This is a genomic window from Pseudomonas sp. NPDC087358 (genome assembly GCF_044900785.1).
In the GTDB taxonomy this organism is placed as follows: domain Bacteria; phylum Pseudomonadota; class Gammaproteobacteria; order Pseudomonadales; family Pseudomonadaceae; genus Aquipseudomonas.
This window is the reverse complement of the sequence record NZ_JBJDOA010000022.1, coordinates 6,949-27,148: the sequence shown is the minus strand read 5'-3', so window position 1 is coordinate 27,148 and position 20,200 is coordinate 6,949. Positions and strand designations below refer to the sequence as shown.

19 protein-coding genes and 4 tRNA genes are annotated in these 20,200 nt (G+C 60.4%); 10 read left to right on the top strand and 13 right to left on the bottom strand.

Features of this window, described 5'->3' with window-relative positions; translation table 11 throughout:
* Positions 1–23 precede the first annotated feature (23 nt).
* The 4 genes from ACI2KS_RS29065 to ACI2KS_RS29050 are packed head-to-tail and all read right to left on the bottom strand — an operon-like array spanning position 24 to position 2,462.
* Positions 24–587, bottom strand: a complete 564-nt coding sequence (locus ACI2KS_RS29065; RefSeq protein WP_404624472.1) for a PilX N-terminal domain-containing pilus assembly protein — start codon at positions 585–587, stop codon at positions 24–26.
* Entirely contained in the window at positions 584–1,369 is a 786-nt protein-coding gene (locus ACI2KS_RS29060) for a PilW family protein (RefSeq protein WP_404624471.1), read from the bottom strand. Before ACI2KS_RS29060 ends, ACI2KS_RS29065 begins: the two co-directional genes overlap by 4 nt.
* On the bottom strand, positions 1,366–1,917 hold the full coding sequence (gene pilV, locus ACI2KS_RS29055; protein WP_404624470.1) for a type IV pilus modification protein PilV: 552 nt from the start codon (positions 1,915–1,917) through the stop codon (positions 1,366–1,368). Before pilV ends, ACI2KS_RS29060 begins: the two co-directional genes overlap by 4 nt.
* Complete coding sequence (locus ACI2KS_RS29050; RefSeq protein WP_404624469.1) at positions 1,917–2,462, bottom strand: GspH/FimT family pseudopilin; 546 nt, start codon at positions 2,460–2,462, stop codon at positions 1,917–1,919. Before ACI2KS_RS29050 ends, pilV begins: the two co-directional genes overlap by 1 nt.
* 189 nt (positions 2,463–2,651) lie before the next feature.
* Here ACI2KS_RS29050 and thiO point away from each other — a divergent pair, with 189 nt between their 5' ends.
* Entirely contained in the window at positions 2,652–3,755 is a 1,104-nt protein-coding gene (gene thiO / locus ACI2KS_RS29045) for a glycine oxidase ThiO (RefSeq protein ID WP_404624468.1), read from the top strand.
* Positions 3,756–3,895: 140 nt separating this feature from the next.
* On the opposite strand, the gene ACI2KS_RS29040 is transcribed toward thiO, so the two are convergent.
* The 4 genes from ACI2KS_RS29040 to ACI2KS_RS29025 all read right to left on the bottom strand — a co-directional run bounded on the left by ACI2KS_RS29040 (position 3,896) and on the right by ACI2KS_RS29025 (position 8,227).
* The gene (locus ACI2KS_RS29040; protein ID WP_404624467.1) at positions 3,896–5,236 is read right to left on the bottom strand and encodes a sigma-54-dependent transcriptional regulator; all 1,341 of its coding nucleotides are present in this window, start codon (positions 5,234–5,236) and stop codon (positions 3,896–3,898) included.
* A 2-nt stretch (positions 5,237–5,238) separates the two neighbouring features.
* Positions 5,239–6,831 carry a nitrogen regulation protein NR(II) gene (locus ACI2KS_RS29035; RefSeq protein WP_404624466.1) on the bottom strand — a complete coding sequence of 531 codons (1,593 nt, stop codon included), beginning with the start codon at positions 6,829–6,831 and terminating at the stop codon, positions 5,239–5,241.
* A complete protein-coding gene (locus tag ACI2KS_RS29030; RefSeq protein WP_404624465.1) occupies positions 6,821–7,060 on the bottom strand; it encodes a PP0621 family protein in 240 nt (79 codons plus the stop codon). Before ACI2KS_RS29030 ends, ACI2KS_RS29035 begins: the two co-directional genes overlap by 11 nt.
* A gap of 144 nt (positions 7,061–7,204) precedes the next feature.
* Positions 7,205–8,227: an outer membrane protein assembly factor BamD gene (locus tag ACI2KS_RS29025; RefSeq protein ID WP_404624464.1), complete on the bottom strand. Its 1,023-nt coding sequence runs from the start codon at positions 8,225–8,227 to the stop codon at positions 7,205–7,207.
* Between the two features lie 151 nt (positions 8,228–8,378).
* On the opposite strand from ACI2KS_RS29025, the gene rluD reads away from it, so the two are divergent.
* The 8 genes from rluD (at position 8,379) to ACI2KS_RS28985 (ending at position 14,192) form a co-directional block, all read left to right on the top strand.
* Positions 8,379–9,341 (top strand): 23S rRNA pseudouridine(1911/1915/1917) synthase RluD, encoded by a 963-nt coding sequence (gene rluD / locus ACI2KS_RS29020; protein WP_404624463.1) that lies wholly within the window; start codon positions 8,379–8,381, stop codon positions 9,339–9,341.
* On the top strand, positions 9,338–10,078 hold the full coding sequence (gene pgeF, locus ACI2KS_RS29015) for a peptidoglycan editing factor PgeF (protein ID WP_404624462.1): 741 nt from the start codon (positions 9,338–9,340) through the stop codon (positions 10,076–10,078). The genes rluD and pgeF overlap by 4 nt, the downstream gene beginning before the upstream one ends.
* Before the next feature lie 177 nt (positions 10,079–10,255).
* Positions 10,256–12,820, top strand: coding sequence for an ATP-dependent chaperone ClpB (gene clpB, locus ACI2KS_RS29010; protein ID WP_404624461.1), 2,565 nt, complete (start codon positions 10,256–10,258; stop codon positions 12,818–12,820).
* A 342-nt stretch (positions 12,821–13,162) separates the two neighbouring features.
* Positions 13,163–13,238: transfer RNA gene (locus ACI2KS_RS29005), tRNA-Asn, on the top strand.
* 20 nt (positions 13,239–13,258) lie between these two features.
* Positions 13,259–13,335 (top strand) — tRNA-Pro (locus ACI2KS_RS29000).
* Between the two features lie 6 nt (positions 13,336–13,341).
* Positions 13,342–13,417, top strand: a tRNA-Lys gene (locus ACI2KS_RS28995).
* Positions 13,418–13,512: 95 nt separating this feature from the next.
* Positions 13,513–13,589 (top strand) — tRNA-Pro (locus tag ACI2KS_RS28990).
* A gap of 333 nt (positions 13,590–13,922) precedes the next feature.
* On the top strand, positions 13,923–14,192 hold the full coding sequence (locus ACI2KS_RS28985) for a hypothetical protein (RefSeq protein WP_404624460.1): 270 nt from the start codon (positions 13,923–13,925) through the stop codon (positions 14,190–14,192).
* A gap of 47 nt (positions 14,193–14,239) precedes the next feature.
* Here ACI2KS_RS28985 and pstS read toward each other — a convergent pair whose 3' ends face one another.
* On the bottom strand, positions 14,240–15,274 hold the full coding sequence (gene pstS / locus ACI2KS_RS28980) for a phosphate ABC transporter substrate-binding protein PstS (RefSeq protein ID WP_404624459.1): 1,035 nt from the start codon (positions 15,272–15,274) through the stop codon (positions 14,240–14,242).
* Between the two features lie 241 nt (positions 15,275–15,515).
* Here pstS and ACI2KS_RS28975 point away from each other — a divergent pair, with 241 nt between their 5' ends.
* On the top strand, positions 15,516–16,916 hold the full coding sequence (locus ACI2KS_RS28975; protein WP_404624458.1) for a diguanylate cyclase domain-containing protein: 1,401 nt from the start codon (positions 15,516–15,518) through the stop codon (positions 16,914–16,916).
* A gap of 161 nt (positions 16,917–17,077) precedes the next feature.
* Here ACI2KS_RS28975 and ACI2KS_RS28970 read toward each other — a convergent pair whose 3' ends face one another.
* The 4 genes from ACI2KS_RS28970 to ACI2KS_RS28955 all read right to left on the bottom strand — a co-directional run bounded on the left by ACI2KS_RS28970 (position 17,078) and on the right by ACI2KS_RS28955 (position 19,808).
* Positions 17,078–18,376 carry an NAD(P)/FAD-dependent oxidoreductase gene (locus ACI2KS_RS28970; RefSeq protein WP_404624457.1) on the bottom strand — a complete coding sequence of 433 codons (1,299 nt, stop codon included), beginning with the start codon at positions 18,374–18,376 and terminating at the stop codon, positions 17,078–17,080.
* Positions 18,377–18,439: 63 nt separating this feature from the next.
* The gene (locus ACI2KS_RS28965) at positions 18,440–18,613 is read right to left on the bottom strand and encodes a DUF3094 family protein (RefSeq protein WP_404624456.1); all 174 of its coding nucleotides are present in this window, start codon (positions 18,611–18,613) and stop codon (positions 18,440–18,442) included.
* Between the two features lie 29 nt (positions 18,614–18,642).
* The gene (locus ACI2KS_RS28960; RefSeq protein WP_404624455.1) at positions 18,643–19,182 is read right to left on the bottom strand and encodes an MOSC domain-containing protein; all 540 of its coding nucleotides are present in this window, start codon (positions 19,180–19,182) and stop codon (positions 18,643–18,645) included.
* Positions 19,179–19,808 carry a DUF1780 domain-containing protein gene (locus tag ACI2KS_RS28955; RefSeq protein WP_404624454.1) on the bottom strand — a complete coding sequence of 210 codons (630 nt, stop codon included), beginning with the start codon at positions 19,806–19,808 and terminating at the stop codon, positions 19,179–19,181. The genes ACI2KS_RS28960 and ACI2KS_RS28955 overlap by 4 nt, the downstream gene beginning before the upstream one ends.
* Positions 19,809–20,200 lie beyond the last annotated feature (392 nt).

Genomic DNA, 20,200 nt, shown 5'->3' with positions numbered 1-20,200 from the left:
TGTCCAGTACTGGCGAATGTTCATTAGTAATACCGGGCAATGACGGTGCGCAGGATGACCCGCGGGGTAGTCGTATCGCTGGTGCACAGGACCGACGATGCGCATGCGTTGACTTCATAGTGGTGCGGGCCGCAGCCGGTGGCGGCACAGTTGCCCTGACTCGAACCCACCAGGTTGCCCAGATCCACCACGTACCATTGGACCTTCACCTCGTAGCTGGAGGTCAGTTTGGCGACATTGCCGGCGTCGGAAGTGGTGAATCGGGTGACCGTGTCTCTACCCCCTGTCACTCCCAGATCCGCCAGGTTCCAGCGCAAGCAGGACCCTGCGGTGTTGCATGTGTCCAATGAGGGCGGGGTGGTCATGCTGATGCTGTTTTCGCCGATGCGTAGCGCGCCTTCGGCCGCATTGAAGAGTGTCTTTTGCATCTTCAGGTTGCCCGTGATGCGTGACTCCAGCGACACCCCGCGCAAGCTGGATAACGCTAGCAGGGTAATGATCAGCAACATCATGATTGCCACCAGCAGCGTCGCCCCGCCCTGGTCGCGGCGTGCAGAAACCAATGGCCCGGTCATCATTCGGCTCATTGCATCTGATTCCTGATCATGGTCGTGCCCTGTACCAACTGAAAGATCTGGGTGCTGTCGGCCGGGCCGCTACCAAATCGTTTATTCCACTCGGTGAGTGCCGGGGATGTCGCTGTGGTATCCCGAATCGAGGCCGTGCCGGGGCTTTGCATCAGAATTGCGTAGCGTACTGTGCCCACGGTGCCGGTAGGGTTTGTGTTGAAAACTGTCACTGTCTTCAAGTCCGCTGGGCCTGATCCAAAGTCAAAGTTCAATGCAGCCACGCCGGTCACCAGCTGTTGTGAGGTTGTGCCCGACGTGCAGAGGATTGAGCTGGTCGCCGAATCAAACGCGATCTTCTCGACGACTATCGGGTTGATCTGGCGATATGGATTGACGATGGTGGCCTGGTCGCCGCTTGCCAACGCCGAACCCTGGCAGTTGACGTCGGCTCTGTTGGCTGCCTGATAGCGAATGCACAAGGCAGTAGCCGACACGGCAATGACTGAAGTGCCAGCAGGAAACGTGCAACCCTGGCCCGAACCTGCGGGAAACGTTTTGGTCGGGTCGCTGCGATAGCCCGCCTTGGAAAGCTCCTGGCTCAAGAGGGCCAAAGAGAAGCGACCGTTTTCCTGATTGCCGACCTGGCCTTGCTGGAACAGGTAGCTTTTCTGGTTATTGATGAAAATCTGCGTGACCCCAAGGATCAAAACCAGGCCGATGACCATCGCCACCATTAGCTCGATCAGCGACAGGCCCTGCTGGTTGCGCCCCATTCGAGCGATGTTCGCCATGCGCTTCATTGCGGGTTCGTCCTGGTGCGGATGCGATAGGTACAGGTCGTGCTAATACCGGTTACGTTGCTGTCCATGCATTCGGCGGCGGTCTTGACGGTCCAGGCCACCTGGATTTCGATTTCGCTACTCAGCGTGCTGGCGCTGCTGCAGGCTGAGGTATCACCCGGTGTGGCGCTTCGGCAGATGTAGAACGAGGTGTTCAACAACGCGGTCCCACCGGGTAACGCGCGTCCGGCCTGAGCCGCCCAACAGCCGATCTGCCCCGAGAGGGTCGCCGGCGTAGGGCTGCAGCTGTCGGGCGGCGCCGGAAAGCTCGAGCCGGGAGGCGTCAGGCAACCGTTTGTGCTCGTGCAGCTACCTGCGGTGCGGATGATATCCACCAGGTCATCGACCAGCATGATCGCCGTATTGCGCTGCACCGAATCCTGGGTGTACGGGATGGCCTTGCTTTGCAGGGCCACCATACCCAGGACGCCTATCACGGTGATGAGCAGGCTGACCAGCACTTCGATCATGCTGAATCCGGCGCTGTGATGACGGGTGCAGTTATTCATCAGCATCCAGCCGGTTTGTTTGCGGAAGGCGCTGTTGCCCGGCCGCTGGAGAGCAGGGAAATGTATTGCGCGGCGATGGCGGTGTCCGTGGGGTAGAGGATCTGGAAACAGGCGCTGACCGATGCGGTGCCGGTGGGCGAGAAGTTGACGCTGTTGACGGCCGAGTTGATTGCGACACCGGTCTGCAGGCCGTTGGCGCCGACTTGTCTGAGTACCGTGCCACTGGCATTCGCGCCGAGGGCCACGACGATCTGGGTGGTGTTCACGGCGGCATTGATATTGACGATGGTGCCACGGGTCACTGCCTCGGCCCGCGCGTATTGCAGCAAGTCGTAGAACTCATCGGCTGCGGCGCGAACGCTGCTGCGGTGCAGCATGCTGGAAAAGCTCGGCATCGCGATGGTGGCGAAAATCCCCACGATCACCACCACCACGATCAACTCGATCAAGGTAAACCCTCGGCTATTGCCCCCCAGAGGACCTTGCCAGCTGCGACGCAACTTCGGGCGCGTGTTTGGACCGGTAAGCCCAGAGCTGAAATCCATCAAGGAAATTCCATTTTTCGTTTGAAATATGGTGATACTACTCAGGTTCGAAGTCGCTATGTAGTGGATGTCCGGGGATATTCGCCGGACCAGTGGCATGGCCGGTTTTTTTGTATCTGTCGAGTCGGTGGGTCTGCAACCTGGCGGGCGCGAACCGGCGTTTAATTTCTATTGATGATCGGGTTCTGCATGTCCAGTCAACACGTGGTAATCGTCGGTGGTGGTGTCATCGGTCTGCTGACAGCGTTCAACCTCGCTGCAAGGGTCCAGAGTGTAGTGTTGCTCGACCGCTCGGACGTCGGGCGGGAATCCTCGTGGGCCGGCGGTGGCATCGTTTCGCCGCTTTACCCTTGGCGCTACAGCCCGGCGGTAACGGCGCTGGCGCACTGGTCGCAGGATTTCTATCCACGCCTGGCCGAGCGTCTGCTCGATGCAACAGGTATTGATCCAGAGGTGCATACGACCGGTTTGTACTGGCTGGACCTGGACGATGAACAAGAGGCACTGGCGTGGGCTGCGCGATTGCACCGCCCGCTGGCGTCTGTGGATATTTCGGCGGTGTATGACGCAGTGCCTGTGATGGGCGGTGGCTACTCGCGGGCTGTGCATATGGCCGACATTGCCAATGTGCGTAATCCGCGGCTGGTCAAATCGCTGAAGGCGGCCTTGCTGGCGTTGCCCAATGTCACGATCCATGAGCAAGCCGAGGTCCGGGATTTCATTCGTGATGGCGACAGGATCATCGGTGTGAGTACGGCTGCAGGTGACATCCTGGGTGACAGCGTGGTGCTGGCCGCCGGGGCCTGGAGCGGTGATCTGCTTGGCAAGCTCGACCTTGCGCTGCCGGTGGAGCCGGTAAAGGGACAGATGATTCTGTACAAGTGCCAAGCGAACTTCCTGCCGAGCATGATCCTCGCCAAGGGCCGTTACGCCATCCCACGTCGCGATGGGCATATTCTGATCGGCAGCACGCTGGAGCACGAAGGCTACGACAAGACCCCGACCGGCACGGCGCTGGAAAGCCTGAAGGCGTCGGCGGTCGAGTTGATCCCTGCCTTGGCCGATGCTCAAGTGGTGGGGCACTGGGCCGGGCTGCGACCGGGCTCGCCTGATGGCGTTCCGTTCATTGGTCCGGTGCCGGGCCATGAAGGGTTGTGGCTGAACTGCGGGCACTACCGCAACGGTCTGGTACTGGCCCCGGCCTCGTGTCAGTTGCTGACCGATCTTCTGCTGGGCGATGCGCCGATCATTGATGCGGCGGCGTATGCACCGGGTGGCCGATTGGCGATGTAGCTTGCGTAGCAGTCCGGCTTGCCGGCGGTTCGCCAGCAAGTCGGCTCCCACGGCCTTCGGCCAGAAACTGATCCTGGCACGTCCTATCGGTCGCAAAAAGGGACTCTTTCTGGGACTTATCAAGCGCGTGCTTCAGGCAGTCACTCCAATCCCAGCTTCTTCAACCGGTAACGCATCGACCTGAAGCTCAGATTCAGTCTCTGCGCGGCGGCGGTACGATTCCAGCGGGTTTCCTCCAGCGCCTGAAGGATCAACTTGCGCTCGATGCTCTCCAGGTAGTCCTCCAGATTGTCGATGTCGGCCAGGCTCGGGCCGTCTTGCTCGCTGGCGCGGGCAGGCTCGGCCAGGCGCAGGTCCTCGGCGTTGATCTGATCGTTTTCGCACAGGGTATAGGCGCGCTCGAGCATGTTCTCCAGCTCGCGCACGTTACCGGGAAAGCGATAGCCCTTGAGCGCGATCAAGGTCTGCGGTGTCAGGCGCGCGGGTGCCTGGCCCGAACCATCGGCCAGCCGGCGCAGGACGTTAGTGGCGATTTCCTCGATGTCCTCACGCCGCTCACGCAGGGGCGGAACACGCAGTTCGATGACGTTGAGGCGATAGTAGAGATCCTGGCGGAAGCGCTGGGCGGCGACTTCCACGGTGAGGTCTTTGTGGGTGGCGCAGAGTACCCGAACATCCACGACCTGTTCCTGCTGGCCGCCCACCGCGCGCACCGATTTTTCCTGGATGGCGCGCAGCAGTTTGACTTGCATGGCCAATGGCAGGTCCGCCACTTCATCGAGGAACAGCGTGCCGCCATTGGCCGCCTGGAACAACCCCGGCTTGTCTTCGTGGGCGCCGGTGAAGCTGCCTTTGCGGTGACCGAAGAATTCGCTCTCCATCAGCTCCGAGGGAATCGCACCGCAGTTGACCGGCACGAAGGGCTTATCGATTCTGGGCCCTTGCTCGTGGATCAGGCGCGCTACCAGTTCCTTGCCGCTGCCGGACTCACCGCTGATGTAGATCGGGGCCTGGCTGCGCGCCAGTTTGGCGATCTGTTTGCGCAGTGCCTGCATCGGCGGCGAATGGCCAAGCAGACGGTGATCGATGCTGTTTTCGTTGGGCGGCGCCGCATGCAGGCGCAAGGCGCTGCTGACCAGCTCGCGCAAGCGGCCCAGGTCCACCGGTTTGGTGAGGAAATCGAAGGCGCCGGCCTTGAGCGCATGGATGGCTGTATCCAGGCTGCCATGGGCGGTGATCATCGCCACCGGCACCTGGGTGTGGCGTTTCTGAATGTGCTGCACCAGTTCAAGGCCGTTGCCGTCGGGCAGGCGCATGTCGGTCAGGCACAAGTCGAAAGCCTCGCGGGCCAGCCATTCCCGGGCTTCCTTGACGTTACGCGCGCTACGCGTGTCCAGCTTCATCCGCCCCAGAGTGATCTCCAGCAGCTCGCGGATATCTGGCTCATCGTCGACGATCAGGATCTTCTGCCGTTGGCTCATGTTCAACTCAATTTGAACGGATGGGCGAAGGTGATCCGCATGCAGCTGCCGCCACCTTCCCGTGGTGTGTAATCCAGATTCGCCTGGTTGCTTTCGCACAGTTCGCGCGAAAGGTACAGGCCCAGTCCGGTTCCCTTGCTTTCGGTGGTGAAAAACGGCTCGAATATTTTCGTCAGGTGCTCATCGGCCACACCCGGCCCATCATCCAGCACTTCAAGGCTGGGCAACTCACTGTGCGGGTCATGAAACAATCGAAGCCATACCTGGGCTGTTTCGTGCAGCTGGCCGCTGTAGCGCAAACCGTTCTGCACCAGGTTGGTCAGCACTTGCTGCAGTTGTTCGGCATCCATGCGCGTGGTCAGGGTGCCGAAACCCGTCTCCAGGTGCACCGACTGGCCAGCGGGCAGGCTGATGCGCAGGTCGCTGACGAAGCGTTCGAGCCACTGCCTGAGGTCGAGCAGGTGAGGTTCGGTCTGACGTCGGCGAGACAGCTGCAAGACGTTCTCGATCACCAGATTCATCCGTCGTGATTGATCTTGAATGATTTGACTCAGACGCTGATCCGGCGCGCTCAGTTCCTCGGATTCGCTGAGCAGCTGTGCCGCATGGCTGATTGCGCCCAGTGGGTTGCGGATCTCGTGGGCGATGCCGGCGGTCAGCCTGCCCAGCGCGGCAAGTTTCAGCTGCTGGGCCTGCTGGGATATCTGCGACAGATCGTCGAGAAACACCAGCGTATGGCGATGGCTGCCGCGGGTCAGGCCGATGAAGCCGGGGCGCAGCACCGGGCCGATGGCCGAAGTGGTGATGCTGCGTGGCGCCATGGAGGAGTTGATTTGCCATTGACGCAGCCGCTCGACCAGTTGGGGCGAGTACGGATCGATGATTTTTCCGAGCAGGTGCTCATGGCCCAGTAGGGTCAGGGCGCTGTGGTTGGCCAGCAGCACCTCGCGCTTGGCGTCCAGCACCAGGATGCCAGTGCGCATGCGCTGCAGGATCAGCGCGTTGAGCTCTTCGAGGTTGTCGACATCGGCGGCACGTTGCTCGGCGATGCCCTCGCTGACCTGCAACCGCCTGGCCAAGGCTTGGACCAAAAGCGCGGCAGCAAAACACAGGGCGCCCAGCGAGCCGGCCTGTACGAAATGGTTGGCCGCTGCGGGTTTGTGGTAGCTGATGTAGAAGGTCAGGTAAATGATGCCGATGGCTGAAACAGCCGCGATCAGCAGCCCGATGCGCTTGCGCAGGAGCACGTTACTGATGGCCACCGAGGCGACGATCAGGTTGCCGATACCGCTGGGCGCACCGCCGCCTGCATAGAACAGCGCGCAGAGCATCAGGGCGTCGGCCATCGCCAGGGTAAACAGCTGGCCCTGGCGGGTGGGTCGCTCAAGCAGCACGACAACCAGAATGTTGAACACCAGATACAGCCAGCAGCCGGTGCGGAACAGTTCGATGTCCGCCAGTTCGAGCAGCTCGGCATCCATGCTGCTGGAAATCAGCAACACCAGCAGGATGCCGATACTCAGACGGTACAGGTGATACAACCGCAGGATGCGCTGGGCCTGGGGGGTGGCCAGCGACAGGGTCTCAGCGGTCACGTGCGGCAGGACCCTGCAGTCGATGAGCTTCGGTGCAATACCATTGTTGATCCTGGCTCAGTGCGCGATCGCGCGGAACGTGCACGCCGCATTGAGCGCAACGCACCATGGGCGCTGCGTCGATTTCAGGCGCAACGGGTTTGGGCCGTGACGCGGGGCCTTTGGTCATGCGTTTGAAGAACCAGATGGCCGCCATGATCAAGGCGATCCACATAATCAAGCGAATCATGTCTACCAGCTTAATGAGTGAAGATGTCGCAGTGTAGCCAAGGTGCTGACGGGCGCACAGTGATCTGCGCCGTTCTGCGATGTCGGAAATGAAAAGAGGTCCCGTAGGACCTCTTTTTGTCTGACGCAATAGCCTTGGCTGTGATCAGTCGAACACGCCGAAGGTCATGTAGCTAAAGATCGAACGGCTTTTCGGCGTGCCGTCGTCATCCTGGTTGGTCTTGTCGGCGTCAGCCGGCTGGTTCTCGGGCAGCAGGTCGGCCGGGATGGCTTCCTTGGCGTCTTCGTACTGTTTGATCACGTCCTGGTTGGCGCGGGTTTCTCCAGGCGGCAGCGGCGGACGGCTCTCGATCAGGCCAAGGGTGGCTTTGGACAGCCACGAACGGTTGTCTGGATCAGGTGTGCGTGATTCGAACTTGCCATCGGCCAGTTGCGGGTGATCCGGATAGTTGGCTTTGAGCACTTGCAGGCTGGTGTCGGCCAGATCGTCCAGATGCAGACGCTGATACGCCTCGACCATCACTGCCAGGCCATCGCCCACCGAAGGGGTTTCCTGGAAGTTCTCGACTACGTAACGACCGCGGTTGGCGGCGGCGACATAGGCCTGACGGGTCAGGTAGTAGTCAGCCACGTGGATTTCGTAGGCCGCCAGCAGGTTGCGCAGGTAGATCATGCGCTGCTTGGCGTCCGGCGCGTAGCGGCTGTTGGGATAGCGGCTGGTCAGCTGGGCGAACTCGTTATAGGAGTCGCGGGCAGCGCCGGGGTCACGCTTGGTCTGGTCCAGCGGCAGGAAGCGCGCAACGATGCCCACGTCCTGGTCGAACGACGTCAGGCCCTTGAGGTAATAGGCGTAATCGACGTTCGGATGCTGCGGGTGCAGACGAATGAAACGCTCGGCGGCGGATTTCGCGGCTTCAGGCTCGCCATTCTTGTAGTTGGCGTAGATCAGCTCCAGCTGCGCCTGATCGGCATAGCGGCCGAACGGGTAGCGAGATTCCAGGGCCTTGAGTTTCTCGGTGGCGCTGTTATAGCTGTTGTTGTCCAGATCGGCCTGCGCCTGCTGGTACAGCTCGACTTCGCTGAGGTTTTCGTCGACGACTTCTTTCTTCGAAGAACAGGCAGCGGTAAGTCCGAGGATGGCTATCAGCAGCAGGTGTTTCACTTGCATGGCGGCTTGCGTCCCTATAACGGCCTGCTGTCTTGCGCAGGACCGTCCTGTTATGATGGGCGCCCCGTGGAACCCCCGGGACAAAAGACGCCGTATTTAACCACAAGCGCACAGCCGAAACCAAAGGCCAGTGCCACCTCCTAGTTTGAGCATGTCTGAGATCATAGAACTCCGCGCAGAGGTGCCGTCCGAAATGGGCGGTCAACGCCTCGACCAAGTCGCCGCCCAACTCTTCGCCGAGCACTCGCGCTCGCGCCTTTCCGCCTGGATCAAAGACGGCCGCCTGACTGTGGACGGAGGCGCCCTGCGCCCGCGTGACATCGTGCATGGCGGTGCCGTACTGGTTCTCAAAGCCGAGCAGGAGGCTCAAGGTGAGTGGCTCGCCCAGGACATCGAACTGGACGTCGTCTACGAGGACGACCAGATCCTGGTGATCAACAAGCCGGCCGGGCTGGTCGTGCATCCGGCTGCCGGTCACGCCGATGGCACCCTGCTCAACGCGCTGCTGCACCATGTGCCGGACATCATCAATGTCCCGCGTGCAGGTATCGTGCATCGCCTGGACAAGGACACCACCGGTCTGATGGTGGTCGCCAAGACCATTCAGGCGCAGACCCAGCTGGTCACCCAACTGCAGAATCGCAGCGTGAGCCGGATCTACGAGTGCATCGTCATCGGCGTGGTAACGGCAGGCGGCAAGATCAACGCGCCGATCGGCCGACACGGCCAGCAGCGCCAGCGCATGGCGGTGATGGAAGGCGGCAAGCCTGCGGTGAGTCACTACCGCGTGCTCGAGCGTTTCCGTTCCCACACCCACGTGCGGGTCAAGCTGGAAACCGGTCGTACGCACCAGATCCGGGTGCACATGGCGCACATCAACTTCCCGCTGGTGGGCGACCCGGCCTACGGTGGTCGCTTCCGTATTCCGCCGGCTGCAAGCATCACCATGGTCGAGTCGCTGAAGCATTTCCCGCGCCAGGCCCTGCACGCCCGCTTCCTGGAGCTGGACCATCCGACGACCGGTCAGCGCATGAGCTGGGAATCGCCGTTGCCGGATGACTTCGTCTGGTTGCTGTCTCTGCTCAAGCAGGACCGCGAGGCGTTCATCGGATGAGTGCGCTCGTGGCGCCGTGGCTGATTCCCGACTGGCCTGCGCCAGCCGGGATCAAGGCATGCGTCACCACGCGTGCGGGCGGTGTCAGTGCGGCGCCGTTCGACAGCTTCAACCTGGGCGATCATGTCGATGACGATGCTGCGGCTGTCGCGCACAACCGGTCATTGCTGACTTCGCAGCTGAATGTAGAAGCAGCCTGGCTCAAGCAGGTCCATGGTGTCGAGGTCGTCCAGGCTTCATCGGCTCAAGTGCTGCAGGCCGATGCCAGCTGGAGCAAGACGCCGGGTGTGGCCTGCACGATCATGACCGCCGACTGCCTGCCTGCCTTGTTCTGCAATCGTCAAGGCACTCAGGTCGCTGCCGCTCACGCCGGTTGGCGGGGTTTGGCGGCAGGTGTACTGGAAGCGGCGGTCGACAGTTTTGCCGGTGCACGTGCCGATGTTCTGGTCTGGCTGGGCCCTGCGATAGGTCCTCAGGCGTTCGAAGTGGGGCCTGAGGTGCGCGAGGCTTTCATGACGACTCACCCCGAAACTGCCCAAGCCTTCGTGGCCAGCGTCAATCCCGGCAAGTTCATGGCCGATATCTACCAGCTGGCGCGTCTGCGTCTGGCGGCCCATGGCGTGACAGCGGTGTATGGCGGCGGTTTGTCGACATTCAACGATGAGCGTTTCTTCTCCTACCGCCGTGGCGCACGCACCGGGCGGTTTGCCTCCCTGGTGTGGATCGAAGATCTCTGAGCCGTTCGGCTACAACCGATATTCCCTTCACAATCTCCCCTCGCCAGCTAATGTTGATCTGTGTCAAGCATCGCCCGCTTGAATCCTGCGTAATCGGCCACATCTAAGGGCTATCCGGCAGGTTTTCTTTATTAAGGTGTGTTCATTGCTCCGGCCTGCCCATTAGGAAGGTGACCAATGCGTATTGACCGTTTAACCAGCAAATTACAACTCGCTTTATCCGATGCTCAATCACTGGCGGTGGGTATGGATCATCCCGCCATCGAGCCTGCGCACCTCATGCAGGCGCTGCTTGAACAGCAGGGTGGGTCGATCAAACCCCTGTTGTTGCAGGTGGGCTTCGACATCAATAGCCTGCGCAAGGCGCTGAGCAAAGAGCTCGATCAACTGCCAAAAATCCAGAACCCGACCGGCGACGTGAACATGTCGCAGGACCTGGCGCGTCTGCTCAATCAAGCGGACCGCCTGGCCCAGCAGAAGGGCGACCAGTTCATCTCCAGTGAGCTGGTACTGCTGGCTGCCATGGACGAAAACAGCAAGCTGGGCAAGTTACTGCTGGGGCAGGGCGTCAGCAAGAAAGCCTTGGAGAACGCCATCAGCAACCTGCGCGGCGGCGAGGCGGTCAATGACCCGAACGCCGAAGAGTCGCGTCAGGCGCTGGACAAATACACCGTCGACCTGACCAAGCGTGCCGAAGAGGGCAAGCTCGATCCGGTGATCGGCCGTGACGACGAGATTCGTCGGACCATCCAGGTGCTGCAGCGTCGCACCAAGAACAACCCGGTGTTGATCGGCGAGCCCGGAGTGGGTAAAACCGCGATCGCCGAAGGGTTGGCCCAGCGCATCATCAACGGCGAAGTGCCCGATGGCCTCAAAGGCAAACGGCTGCTGTCGCTGGACATGGGTGCGCTGATCGCCGGCGCCAAGTTCCGTGGCGAGTTCGAGGAGCGCCTCAAATCCCTGCTCAACGAGCTGTCCAAGCAGGAAGGCCAGATCATCCTGTTCATTGATGAGCTGCACACCATGGTCGGTGCCGGCAAGGCCGAAGGTTCGATGGATGCGGGCAATATGCTCAAGCCTGCCTTGGCCAGGGGCGAACTGCACTGCGTCGGCGCCACGACGCTGAACGAGTACCGACAATATATAGAGAAGGATGCGGCGTTGGAGCGGCGCTTCCAGAAAGTCCTGGTGGACGAACCGAGCGAGGAGGACACCATCGCGATCTTGCGCGGCCTCAAGGAGCGCTATGAAGTTCACCATAAAGTGGCGATCACCGACGGCGCGATCATTGCGGCGGCCAAGCTCAGCCACCGTTACATCACTGATAGACAGTTGCCGGACAAGGCCATCGACCTGATCGACGAGGCGGCGAGCCGCATTCGTATGGAGATCGACTCCAAGCCGGAAGTGCTCGATCGTCTTGAGCGTCGGCTGATTCAGCTCAAGGTCGAAGCTCAGGCCTTGAAGAAGGAAGACGATGAGGCTGCAATCAAGCGCCTGGAGAAACTGCAGGAAGAAATCCTGCGCCTGGAGCGTGAGTACGCCGACCTGGAAGAGATATGGACCTCCGAGAAAGCCGAGGTGACCGGCTCTGCGCAGATTCAGCAGAAGATCGAGCAGTCGCGTCAGGAGCTGGAAGCGGCGCGCCGTCGTGGCGACCTCAACCGCATGGCCGAATTGCAGTACGGGGTGATTCCCGATCTGGAGCGCAGCCTGCAGATGGTCGATCAGCATGGCAAACCGGAAAACCAGCTGTTGCGCAGCAAGGTGACCGAAGAGGAAATCGCCGAGGTCGTCTCCAAGTGGACCGGGATTCCGGTGTCGAAAATGCTCGAAGGCGAGCGCGACAAGCTGCTGAAGATGGAAAGCCTGTTGCACCAGCGCGTGATCGGTCAGAACGAAGCGGTGGTGGCGGTCTCCAACGCCGTGCGCCGTTCGCGAGCGGGGTTGTCCGACCCGAATCGCCCGAGCGGCTCGTTCATGTTCCTGGGCCCTACCGGCGTGGGTAAGACCGAGCTGTGCAAGGCGCTGGCCGAGTTCCTGTTCGATACCGAAGAGGCCATGGTGCGGATCGACATGTCCGAATTCATGGAGAAACATTCGGTGGCGCGTCTGATCGGTGCCCCGCCGGGGTACGTCGGTTACGAGGAGGGCGGCTATCTGACCGAAGCCGTGCGCCGTAAGCCTTACTCGGTGATCCTGCTGGACGAAGTCGAGAAGGCGCATCCGGATGTCTTCAACATCCTGCTGCAAGTGCTCGAAGACGGTCGCCTGACCGACAGCCACGGGCGTACGGTCGATTTCCGTAACACGGTGATCGTCATGACCTCCAACCTGGGTTCGGCACGTATTCAAGAGCTGGTCGGTGATCGTGAGGCGCAACGGGCTGCGGTGATGGATGCGGTCAGCACCCATTTCCGTCCCGAGTTCATCAACCGGGTCGACGAAGTGGTGATCTTCGAGCCACTGGCGCGTGATCAGATTGCCGGTATCACGGATATCCAGCTGGGTCGTCTGCGTCAGCGTCTGGCCGAGCGTGACTTGAAGCTGGAGCTGACGCCTGAGGCCATGGACAAGCTGATCGCCGTCGGCTACGACCCGGTGTATGGCGCACGGCCACTCAAGCGTGCGATCCAGCGCTGGATCGAGAACCCGCTGGCGCAGTTGATTCTGTCCGGAGGCTTCATGCCGGGCACCAGCATCAAGGGCACTGTCGAGAACGACGAGATCGTCTTCGTCTGATCCAACAGTCCTCTTCTATATAGAGGCACGAATGGGCGCTCCGAGTGGGCGCCCTTTTTTATGGGCATCAGATTTGCCCAGCAGGACCAGATTTCCCGGGTCAGAGGTCCTTCACGAAAAAAAGTCGCAAATCATTGTCTTAAAAGCAATTTAGAGGGTTGACAGGGGTTTCTGGGAATGTAGAATAGCGCGCCTCAGAGACGTGAACGCAGCGATGCAGGCAGGTCGAAGAGGCTGAAAATGCAGTAGATTCAGGGTAGTAAATGCAAGACTTGTCTCGCTAAGTTGTACTGAATTTGTTGTGTTGAAGGTGCGTCAAACGCTGCATCTGGAAATTGAAATTCCGTGATAGCTCAGTCGGTAGAGCAAATGACTGTTAATCATTGGGTCCCAGGTTCGAGTCCTGGTCACGGAGCCAATTTCAAGAGGTAGTACCGTCGGGGTATAGCGCAGTCCGGTAGCGCGCCTGCTTTGGGAGCAGGATGTCAGGAGTTCGAATCCCCTTACCCCGACCATTATTTGGGTCGTTAGCTCAGTTGGTAGAGCAGTTGGCTTTTAACCAATTGGTCGTAGGTTCGAATCCCACACGACCCACCATTTTTAGCCTGGCTTCATCGGGTTGAATCTTAGGGAGTGACGTCAGTTACGTCACCCGCTTCGGAAGCACCTTACGGGGTGTTTCCTTGTTTCAACGGGGTATAGCGCAGTCCGGTAGCGCGCCTGCTTTGGGAGCAGGATGTCAGGAGTTCGAATCCCCTTACCCCGACCATTTTCGGCCCAGCAATACCGGGTAGAAGATAAGGCTTACGCGCCAACCGCGCGAAGCCAACAAAAAAGGCGTCCTTCGGGACGCCTTTTTTCGTTTGTGCCTGTCTTTTTGTTCATCCTTTGCTCGCATCCTCCCGCCATGTCCGCTACTGCAGGGTTTTAGTCAAACCTGTGGTTATTCGCTATATGAAAATATATACAGCGCTGGTTATCATGCCCTGCCCGCGAGGTATCGCGCTGGGTGCAGCCAGACATCGACGACCCGCAAGCGCCCGCAGCGAGCTCTGCACCTGATGCACACCTCATGAAACCAGACAGAGTGATGAGGCCGAACTTGAATACGCGCACCTATCCCTACACCGCCTGGGTGCTCACCCGCAGTTTCGTCGTGATCGAAGTCCAATTGGTGGCGCCGACTGCCGATGGGCTGAACGAACGCTCCAGTAAGGGCAAGTGGTATGCGCCGGACACGCTGTTCCGATCCCGTGAAGCCGCCGTGGATGCCGGCCGCATGCGCATCCAGGTCGCCCGTGCTGAAATCGCTCGACGGGCCGCAGTGCTGGAAGAAAAGAGTGCTTTGCTCGACCGGATGTCGGGGCGCTGAACGCACCATTGGCAGCGCCTGGCGTCACTGCCTTCTGCCATAACCGCTCACTGTCCCTTGGACGTATCCCCCCAGTAGGCTTCGATCTGGTTCTTCAGGTCGACCGGGATCGGCGCGAAGTCCAGTGAACGCGCCTGTTGCTGACCGCTTTCCAGCGTCCAGCGAAAGAAGTCCTGCACCGTCTGCTGGCGGTCGGCATTCTTGGATTGCTTGTAGACAATGATGAAAGTCGCTGCGGTAATCGGGTAAGCGTTGTCACCCGGGGCGTTGAGCATCGACAGGTCAAAATCCTTGGCGCTTTTCCAATCTGCGGAGGCAGCGGCGGCCTCGAAGGCTTCGCTGCTGGGCGCCACGAAAGCCCCGGCAGCGTTGCGCAGCAGGCCGAAGTCAAGCTTCTGCTGTTTGACGTAAGCGTATTCGACATAGCCAATAGAGTTGGGCACCTGCTTCACATACGCGGCCACGCCTTCGCTGCCTTTGCTGCCCATGCCCACTGGCCATTTCACCGAAGTCCCGGCGCCGATCCTGGTTTTGAATTCCGGGCTGAGCATGGACAGATAGCTGACCCAGTTGAATGTCGTCCCCGAGTCGTCGGAGCGATACACCACGTTGATTTTCGCGTCGGGCAGTTTCAGTTCGGAGTTGAGGGCCTGCAGCGCCGGATCATTCCATCGGCTGATCTTGCCCAGATAGATATCGGCCAGCAAAGGCCCGGTAAACCTGATGCTGCCCGGTTTTATCGACGCGACGTTGATCACCGGCACCACCCCGCCAATCACCGAAGGGAACTGCAGCAGGCCCGAGGCCTGAAGATCGCCGGAGCTCATGGGCATGTCAGTGGCGCCGAAATCCACCGCGCCCTCCTTGATCTGCGCGATACCTGCCCCGGAGCCGATGTACTGGTAGTTCACTTTGACGCCGGTCTTCTGGTGGTAGTCGGTTGCCCATTTGTAGAGCACCGGATAGATGAACGTGGAGCCGGCACCGGTGACTTCCTGTGCTGCAGTGGCGCTGTTGAGCAGGGACAGATTGAACGCAATGGCCAAGCCTGCGGCCAGCACCGTTCGGGAAAGCTGAAACATGGATGACTTCCTGTAATCGAGCGACATCGAGTGTGTGATGTCTTAATGGGATCACAGTAATCAACACGTTTTTATGACAGTAAGTAACAGAATGGATTTTATCCATACGCCTGCGGCAGATCCGCAATGGCTGTTAATCCGCAGCCTTGGCGGTTCGGCAAACTACAAATATTGAAGCGCAGATGCGCATTGGCGGCACCGGGTATAGACTCCAGACAGTCTTTTCAGGATCGGCCGACCTATGCAAGCGCCAATTCCTCCATACGAAAAAGAGCGCCTAGAGGCTCTGCGCCAGCTGGAGATCCTCGACACACCGGGGGAAACATCGCTCGACCGGATCACCCGCCTGGTGGCGCGCATGCTCGACGTGCCCATCGCGCTGGTGTCGTTGGTCGACGAAAACCGTCAGTGGTTCAAGTCGCGTGTCGGCCTCGATGCGATGCAGACTCCCAGAGAACTCGCCTTTTGCGCCCACGCGATCCTTCAGACCACGCCCCTGGTGGTGCCCGACGCTGCGGCGGACGAGCGTTTTCGCGACAACCTGTTGGTGACCGGTGCCCCGCATATCCGTTTCTACGCCGGCGTACCGATTCGCACCAGCAAGGGTTTTGCCGTCGGCACCCTGTGCGCGATCGACGAACGCCCACGGCAGATGACCGAGGAGGAGCTAAGCATCCTGCGTGACCTTGCCGATATCGTCAGTCGTGAGGTCCAGCTGCGAGAAAACCTGATGCTGGCGCGCCGGCAAAAAAACCGCTCCGACGCGCTGTTCAAGGCCAGCGAGGCAGGTTATCGCTCCATGTTCGAGCTGGCATCGGTGGGTATCGCACTGGTCGCGCCCGATGGTGGCTGGATCAACGTCAACACAGCACTGTGCGACATCATCGGCTACACCCGGGAGGAACTGAAAAGCCTGACGTTTCAGGACATCACCCACCCCGAGGATCTGAACACCGACATGGGGCTGCTGCAGCAACTGGTCGACAACGAAATCGACCATTACCAGATGGAGAAACGCTACCTGCGCAAAGGCGATGGGCCGGTGTGGGTAAGCCTCAGCGTGACCAAGAAATTATCCAGCGAAGGGCACCTGGAGTATTTCATCTCGATCATCCAGAACATCCAGGCGCGTAAGGAGTTGGAACAGGAGGCCCGCCACGATGCACTGACCGGCCTGTATAACCGCCGTGCCCTGGACGCGATTCTGCCGATTGCTCAGGCAAGATCCGACCGCTCTGGGCTGCAATTGGCTTTGATGTTCATCGATCTGGACGACTTCAAGGGGATCAACGACACCTATGGGCATGATGCCGGTGACGATCTGCTGCGAACCATCTCTGCGCGTCTGCAGAGCTGCATCCGTCGTACCGATTGTCTGGTCAGGCTGGCGGGGGACGAGTTCATCGTGATTCTGGAAGGGATCGTGCCTGGCCCCGACGAGGCGCGGGAAGTGGCCAAGAAGCTGCTGGCGGCCATTGCCGAACCGATCATCATCAAGGGTGACGTGATCCGCAGCAACGCCAGCGTCGGTTTCTCGATGTACGAACCCGGTTCCGGCAAAGCCCCGGACGAGTTGATGCGCGAGGCGGACCGGTGGATGTACAAGGCCAAGCATTCAGGCAAGGGGCGGGTGATGCCCTGACCTGGCCGCGGCAGACGACTTGAACTTGTGTAGCCGTCCGGCTTGCCGGCGGTGACGTCTCTGGAATCGCTACCGCCGGCAAGCCGGACGGCTACTGAGAGAGCGTTGCATCGGCCGACCACCACCTGCCGCATGTGCGCGGCAGGTGGTAAACGGCTGAATCAGTGCAGCTTCATCCTGGGCTCCGTGCCGCGTCCGATCCTGCTGCCGAGCATCAGCATCAAGGTGCGGAAGGTGCCGTATAGCGCCATCTGGTGCATGCGATACAGCGACACGTAGAACATCCGCGCCAGCCAGCCTTCGAGCATCACGCTGCCGGTCAGGTTGCCCATCAGGTTACCCACCGCCGAGAACTTGGACAGCGAGATCAGCGAGCCGTAATCCTTGTAGCGATACTCCGGCAGCTCCCCGCCCTCGATGCGCAGCTTCAGCGATTTGACCAGCAGCGATGCCTGTTGATGGGCAGCCTGGGCGCGTGGGGGAACGTTGCGATCGGTGCCTTTTTGCGGGCAGGCTGCGCAGTCGCCGAACGCGAAAATGTTGTCGTCGCGGGTGGTTTGGAGGGTAGGGCGCACTTGCAGTTGATTGATGCGATTGGTCTCAAGCCCGGCGATGCCTTCCAGAAACGCCGGAGCACGAATGCCTGCCGCCCAGACTTTCAAGTTCGCCGGAATCATCTGACCTGTCGCGGTCATCAGCCCTTCAGCCGTCACCTCGCTCACCGCCGAGTTGGTCAGCACGGTGACGCCCAGTTTCTCCAGGGTCTTGTGCACTGGCCCGCCGATGCGTTCCGGCAGCGCAGGCAGCACCCGAGGACCGGCTTCGATCACGGTGATGCGCAGGTTTTCCGGCTTGATGTGCCCAAGGCCATATGCCGCCAGCTCGTGGGCGGCATTGTGCAGCTCTGCGGCCAGTTCGACACCGGTGGCGCCAGCGCCGACGATGGCAACGTTGATCTCTTCGGTCACGTCCGTCTGGCTGGCGTGGGCGCGCAGATAACGATTGAGCAACTGCTGGTGGAAGCGTTCCGCCTGCTTGCGGGTGTCGAGGAACAGGCAGTGTTCTGCCGCGCCCTTGGTGCCGAAATCATTGGTGGTGCTGCCGACCGAAATCACCAGCGAGTCGTAATCCAGGCTGCGCGCCGGGACCAGTTCGTCGCCGTTTTCATCCTGCGTGGCGGCCAGATGAATCTGCTTGTGCTCACGGTCCAGGCCCGTCATGCGGCCCAGTTGAAACTGGAAGTGATTCCACTTGGCTTGCGCCACGTAGTTCAGCTCATCCTCGTAAGAGTTGAGCGAGCCGGCGGCCACTTCGTGCAGCAGCGGTTTCCAGATGTGGGTCAGATTGGCGTCCACCAGCGTGACGCTGGCCGTGCCTTTCTTGCCAAGCGTCTTACCCAGGCGGGTAGCCAGCTCCAGACCACCAGCGCCTCCGCCGACGATCACGATACGATGAGTCATGGGGATATCTCATAAGGCTTAAGGAATTCTCTTTGGGCTCTATCCGAGCGAGCGCAATGCAGCTCATAGCGTCAGATAGCTCAGTAAACGGCTCAACAGGCCCAGGCCGATCACCACCACAAGCACCACCACAAGGAGCATCCAGGGCCGAAACGGCCGGCGCTCGACTTGATGCTGCGGCGCTTGAAGGTACTCTTCGACACGCTTTTGGTCGTCGGGGTTCAGGCGGCTGGTCATATGAGCCTCATCGGGAACATTGATCGGTGTCAGGAACCGATGGCGTTCGATGCATTAACTTGGTTGACGTCGCCTTCCAGCGGTTCGATACACAGGGCATCGTCGAGGCGGACAATCCCGCTTTGTAACACTCGCGCGGTGATTCCGCCATGCCCGCGTACGGCCTGAAAAGTACCGTGGCCCAGGCGCTGCTCAAGGCGAGCGCAGGGTTGGCACCAGCCGGTGGTTTCGAATACCGCCTGACCGATGCAGAAGCGCCGGTTCTTCAGGCTGAACAGGTTGATACCGCTGATCACGATGTTGCGCCGCAAGTCCTGCGGCCGCAGCGGATGGTCTTCGGCTCGACCCATCAGCGAACTGATGACGGCCAGATGTTCCCATTGGATAAACGTCACCTGGCGGGCATTGCGCGGGCCAGGGCGGGCGTGATCGCCGGTCAGCCCGGCCTCGCGACGCACCTCGACGGCGTCCAGCTCGATCATCTCGCCACGCGACTGCGGGCGCACACCGATCCACCGCACCCGGCCGCGCTGCGGCACGTCGGCGATCAATTCCTGCAATGGACTCATAAACTTATTCCTACGTCGAACACTACACTGCGTCCCAGATTGGTCCGCAAGAAATCCGGCGCATCCGGATGGGCGAACAATACCCGGGCGAAGGTTGGCCCGACCAGTGACAGTGATCGCCAACCTTGACGCAGGTACTCGGTGGGCGGCGGGAAATGACTGTTCAGGTCCAGCACCTCGCGCTTGAGACTGGCGAAGGCGATGATGTCCAGCTCGCTGAGGTCCAGGCCGCGCTCCTTGTAGTTATGGGCTTTTTTGCGAAGGGTCGGTGCCAGGCGACGCAGCAGTTCATCAGCGGGAATGCGTTTGGGCTTGGCTTCACGCCGTACCAGTTGGCTGAGCGAAAAGGCGCTGCGCCGACGCTGTAGCTCCTCGCGCCATTCGTCATTGAGCCGGCGGCCTTCGTCGAGCACGAAAAACACTTCGAAACAGGCATCGCGAAACAATACGTCCGGCGGTTCTTGCCCGGCGGGCAGGAAATCGTCGGTGCGATGAGGGATGTTCAGGCCTTGCAGCAAACGCTGGCACACCCAGCGCTCGCGCTCCCATTTGCGCGCATTGGACAGGAACGCATTGGCTTGCTCGGCCTGGATCGTCAGTAGACGCAGGTAGTCGGAATCATCCATGAGGGCAAGCTTAGCCCCGGTATGAAGAAATAAAACAGCATTGGGCGTTCGCTGATGCATTTCTGACCAACCATCGAAAACCGTGGGTGATTCCATGGCTTTAAACAAGCCCCTCAAGCAGCTTTGGACTATTGCGCCACCTGCTTTTGATTCTGGCCGAAGGCCGTGGGAGCGGGCTTGCCCGCGAGCTGCCGGGCACCGGCAGTAAAATCTGGCAGCTCGGTGTGTCAGGTGCACACCGGTCACAGGGTTCACTGCCGCTTCGCGCCAGATCGCGAGCAAGCTTGCTCCTACGCCCTGCGGGCAGAAGCGATCGGCATGTATCACCGCCTGCTGTTGATTCTGGCCGAAGGCCGTGGGAGCGGGCTTGCCCGCGAGCTGCCGGGCACCGG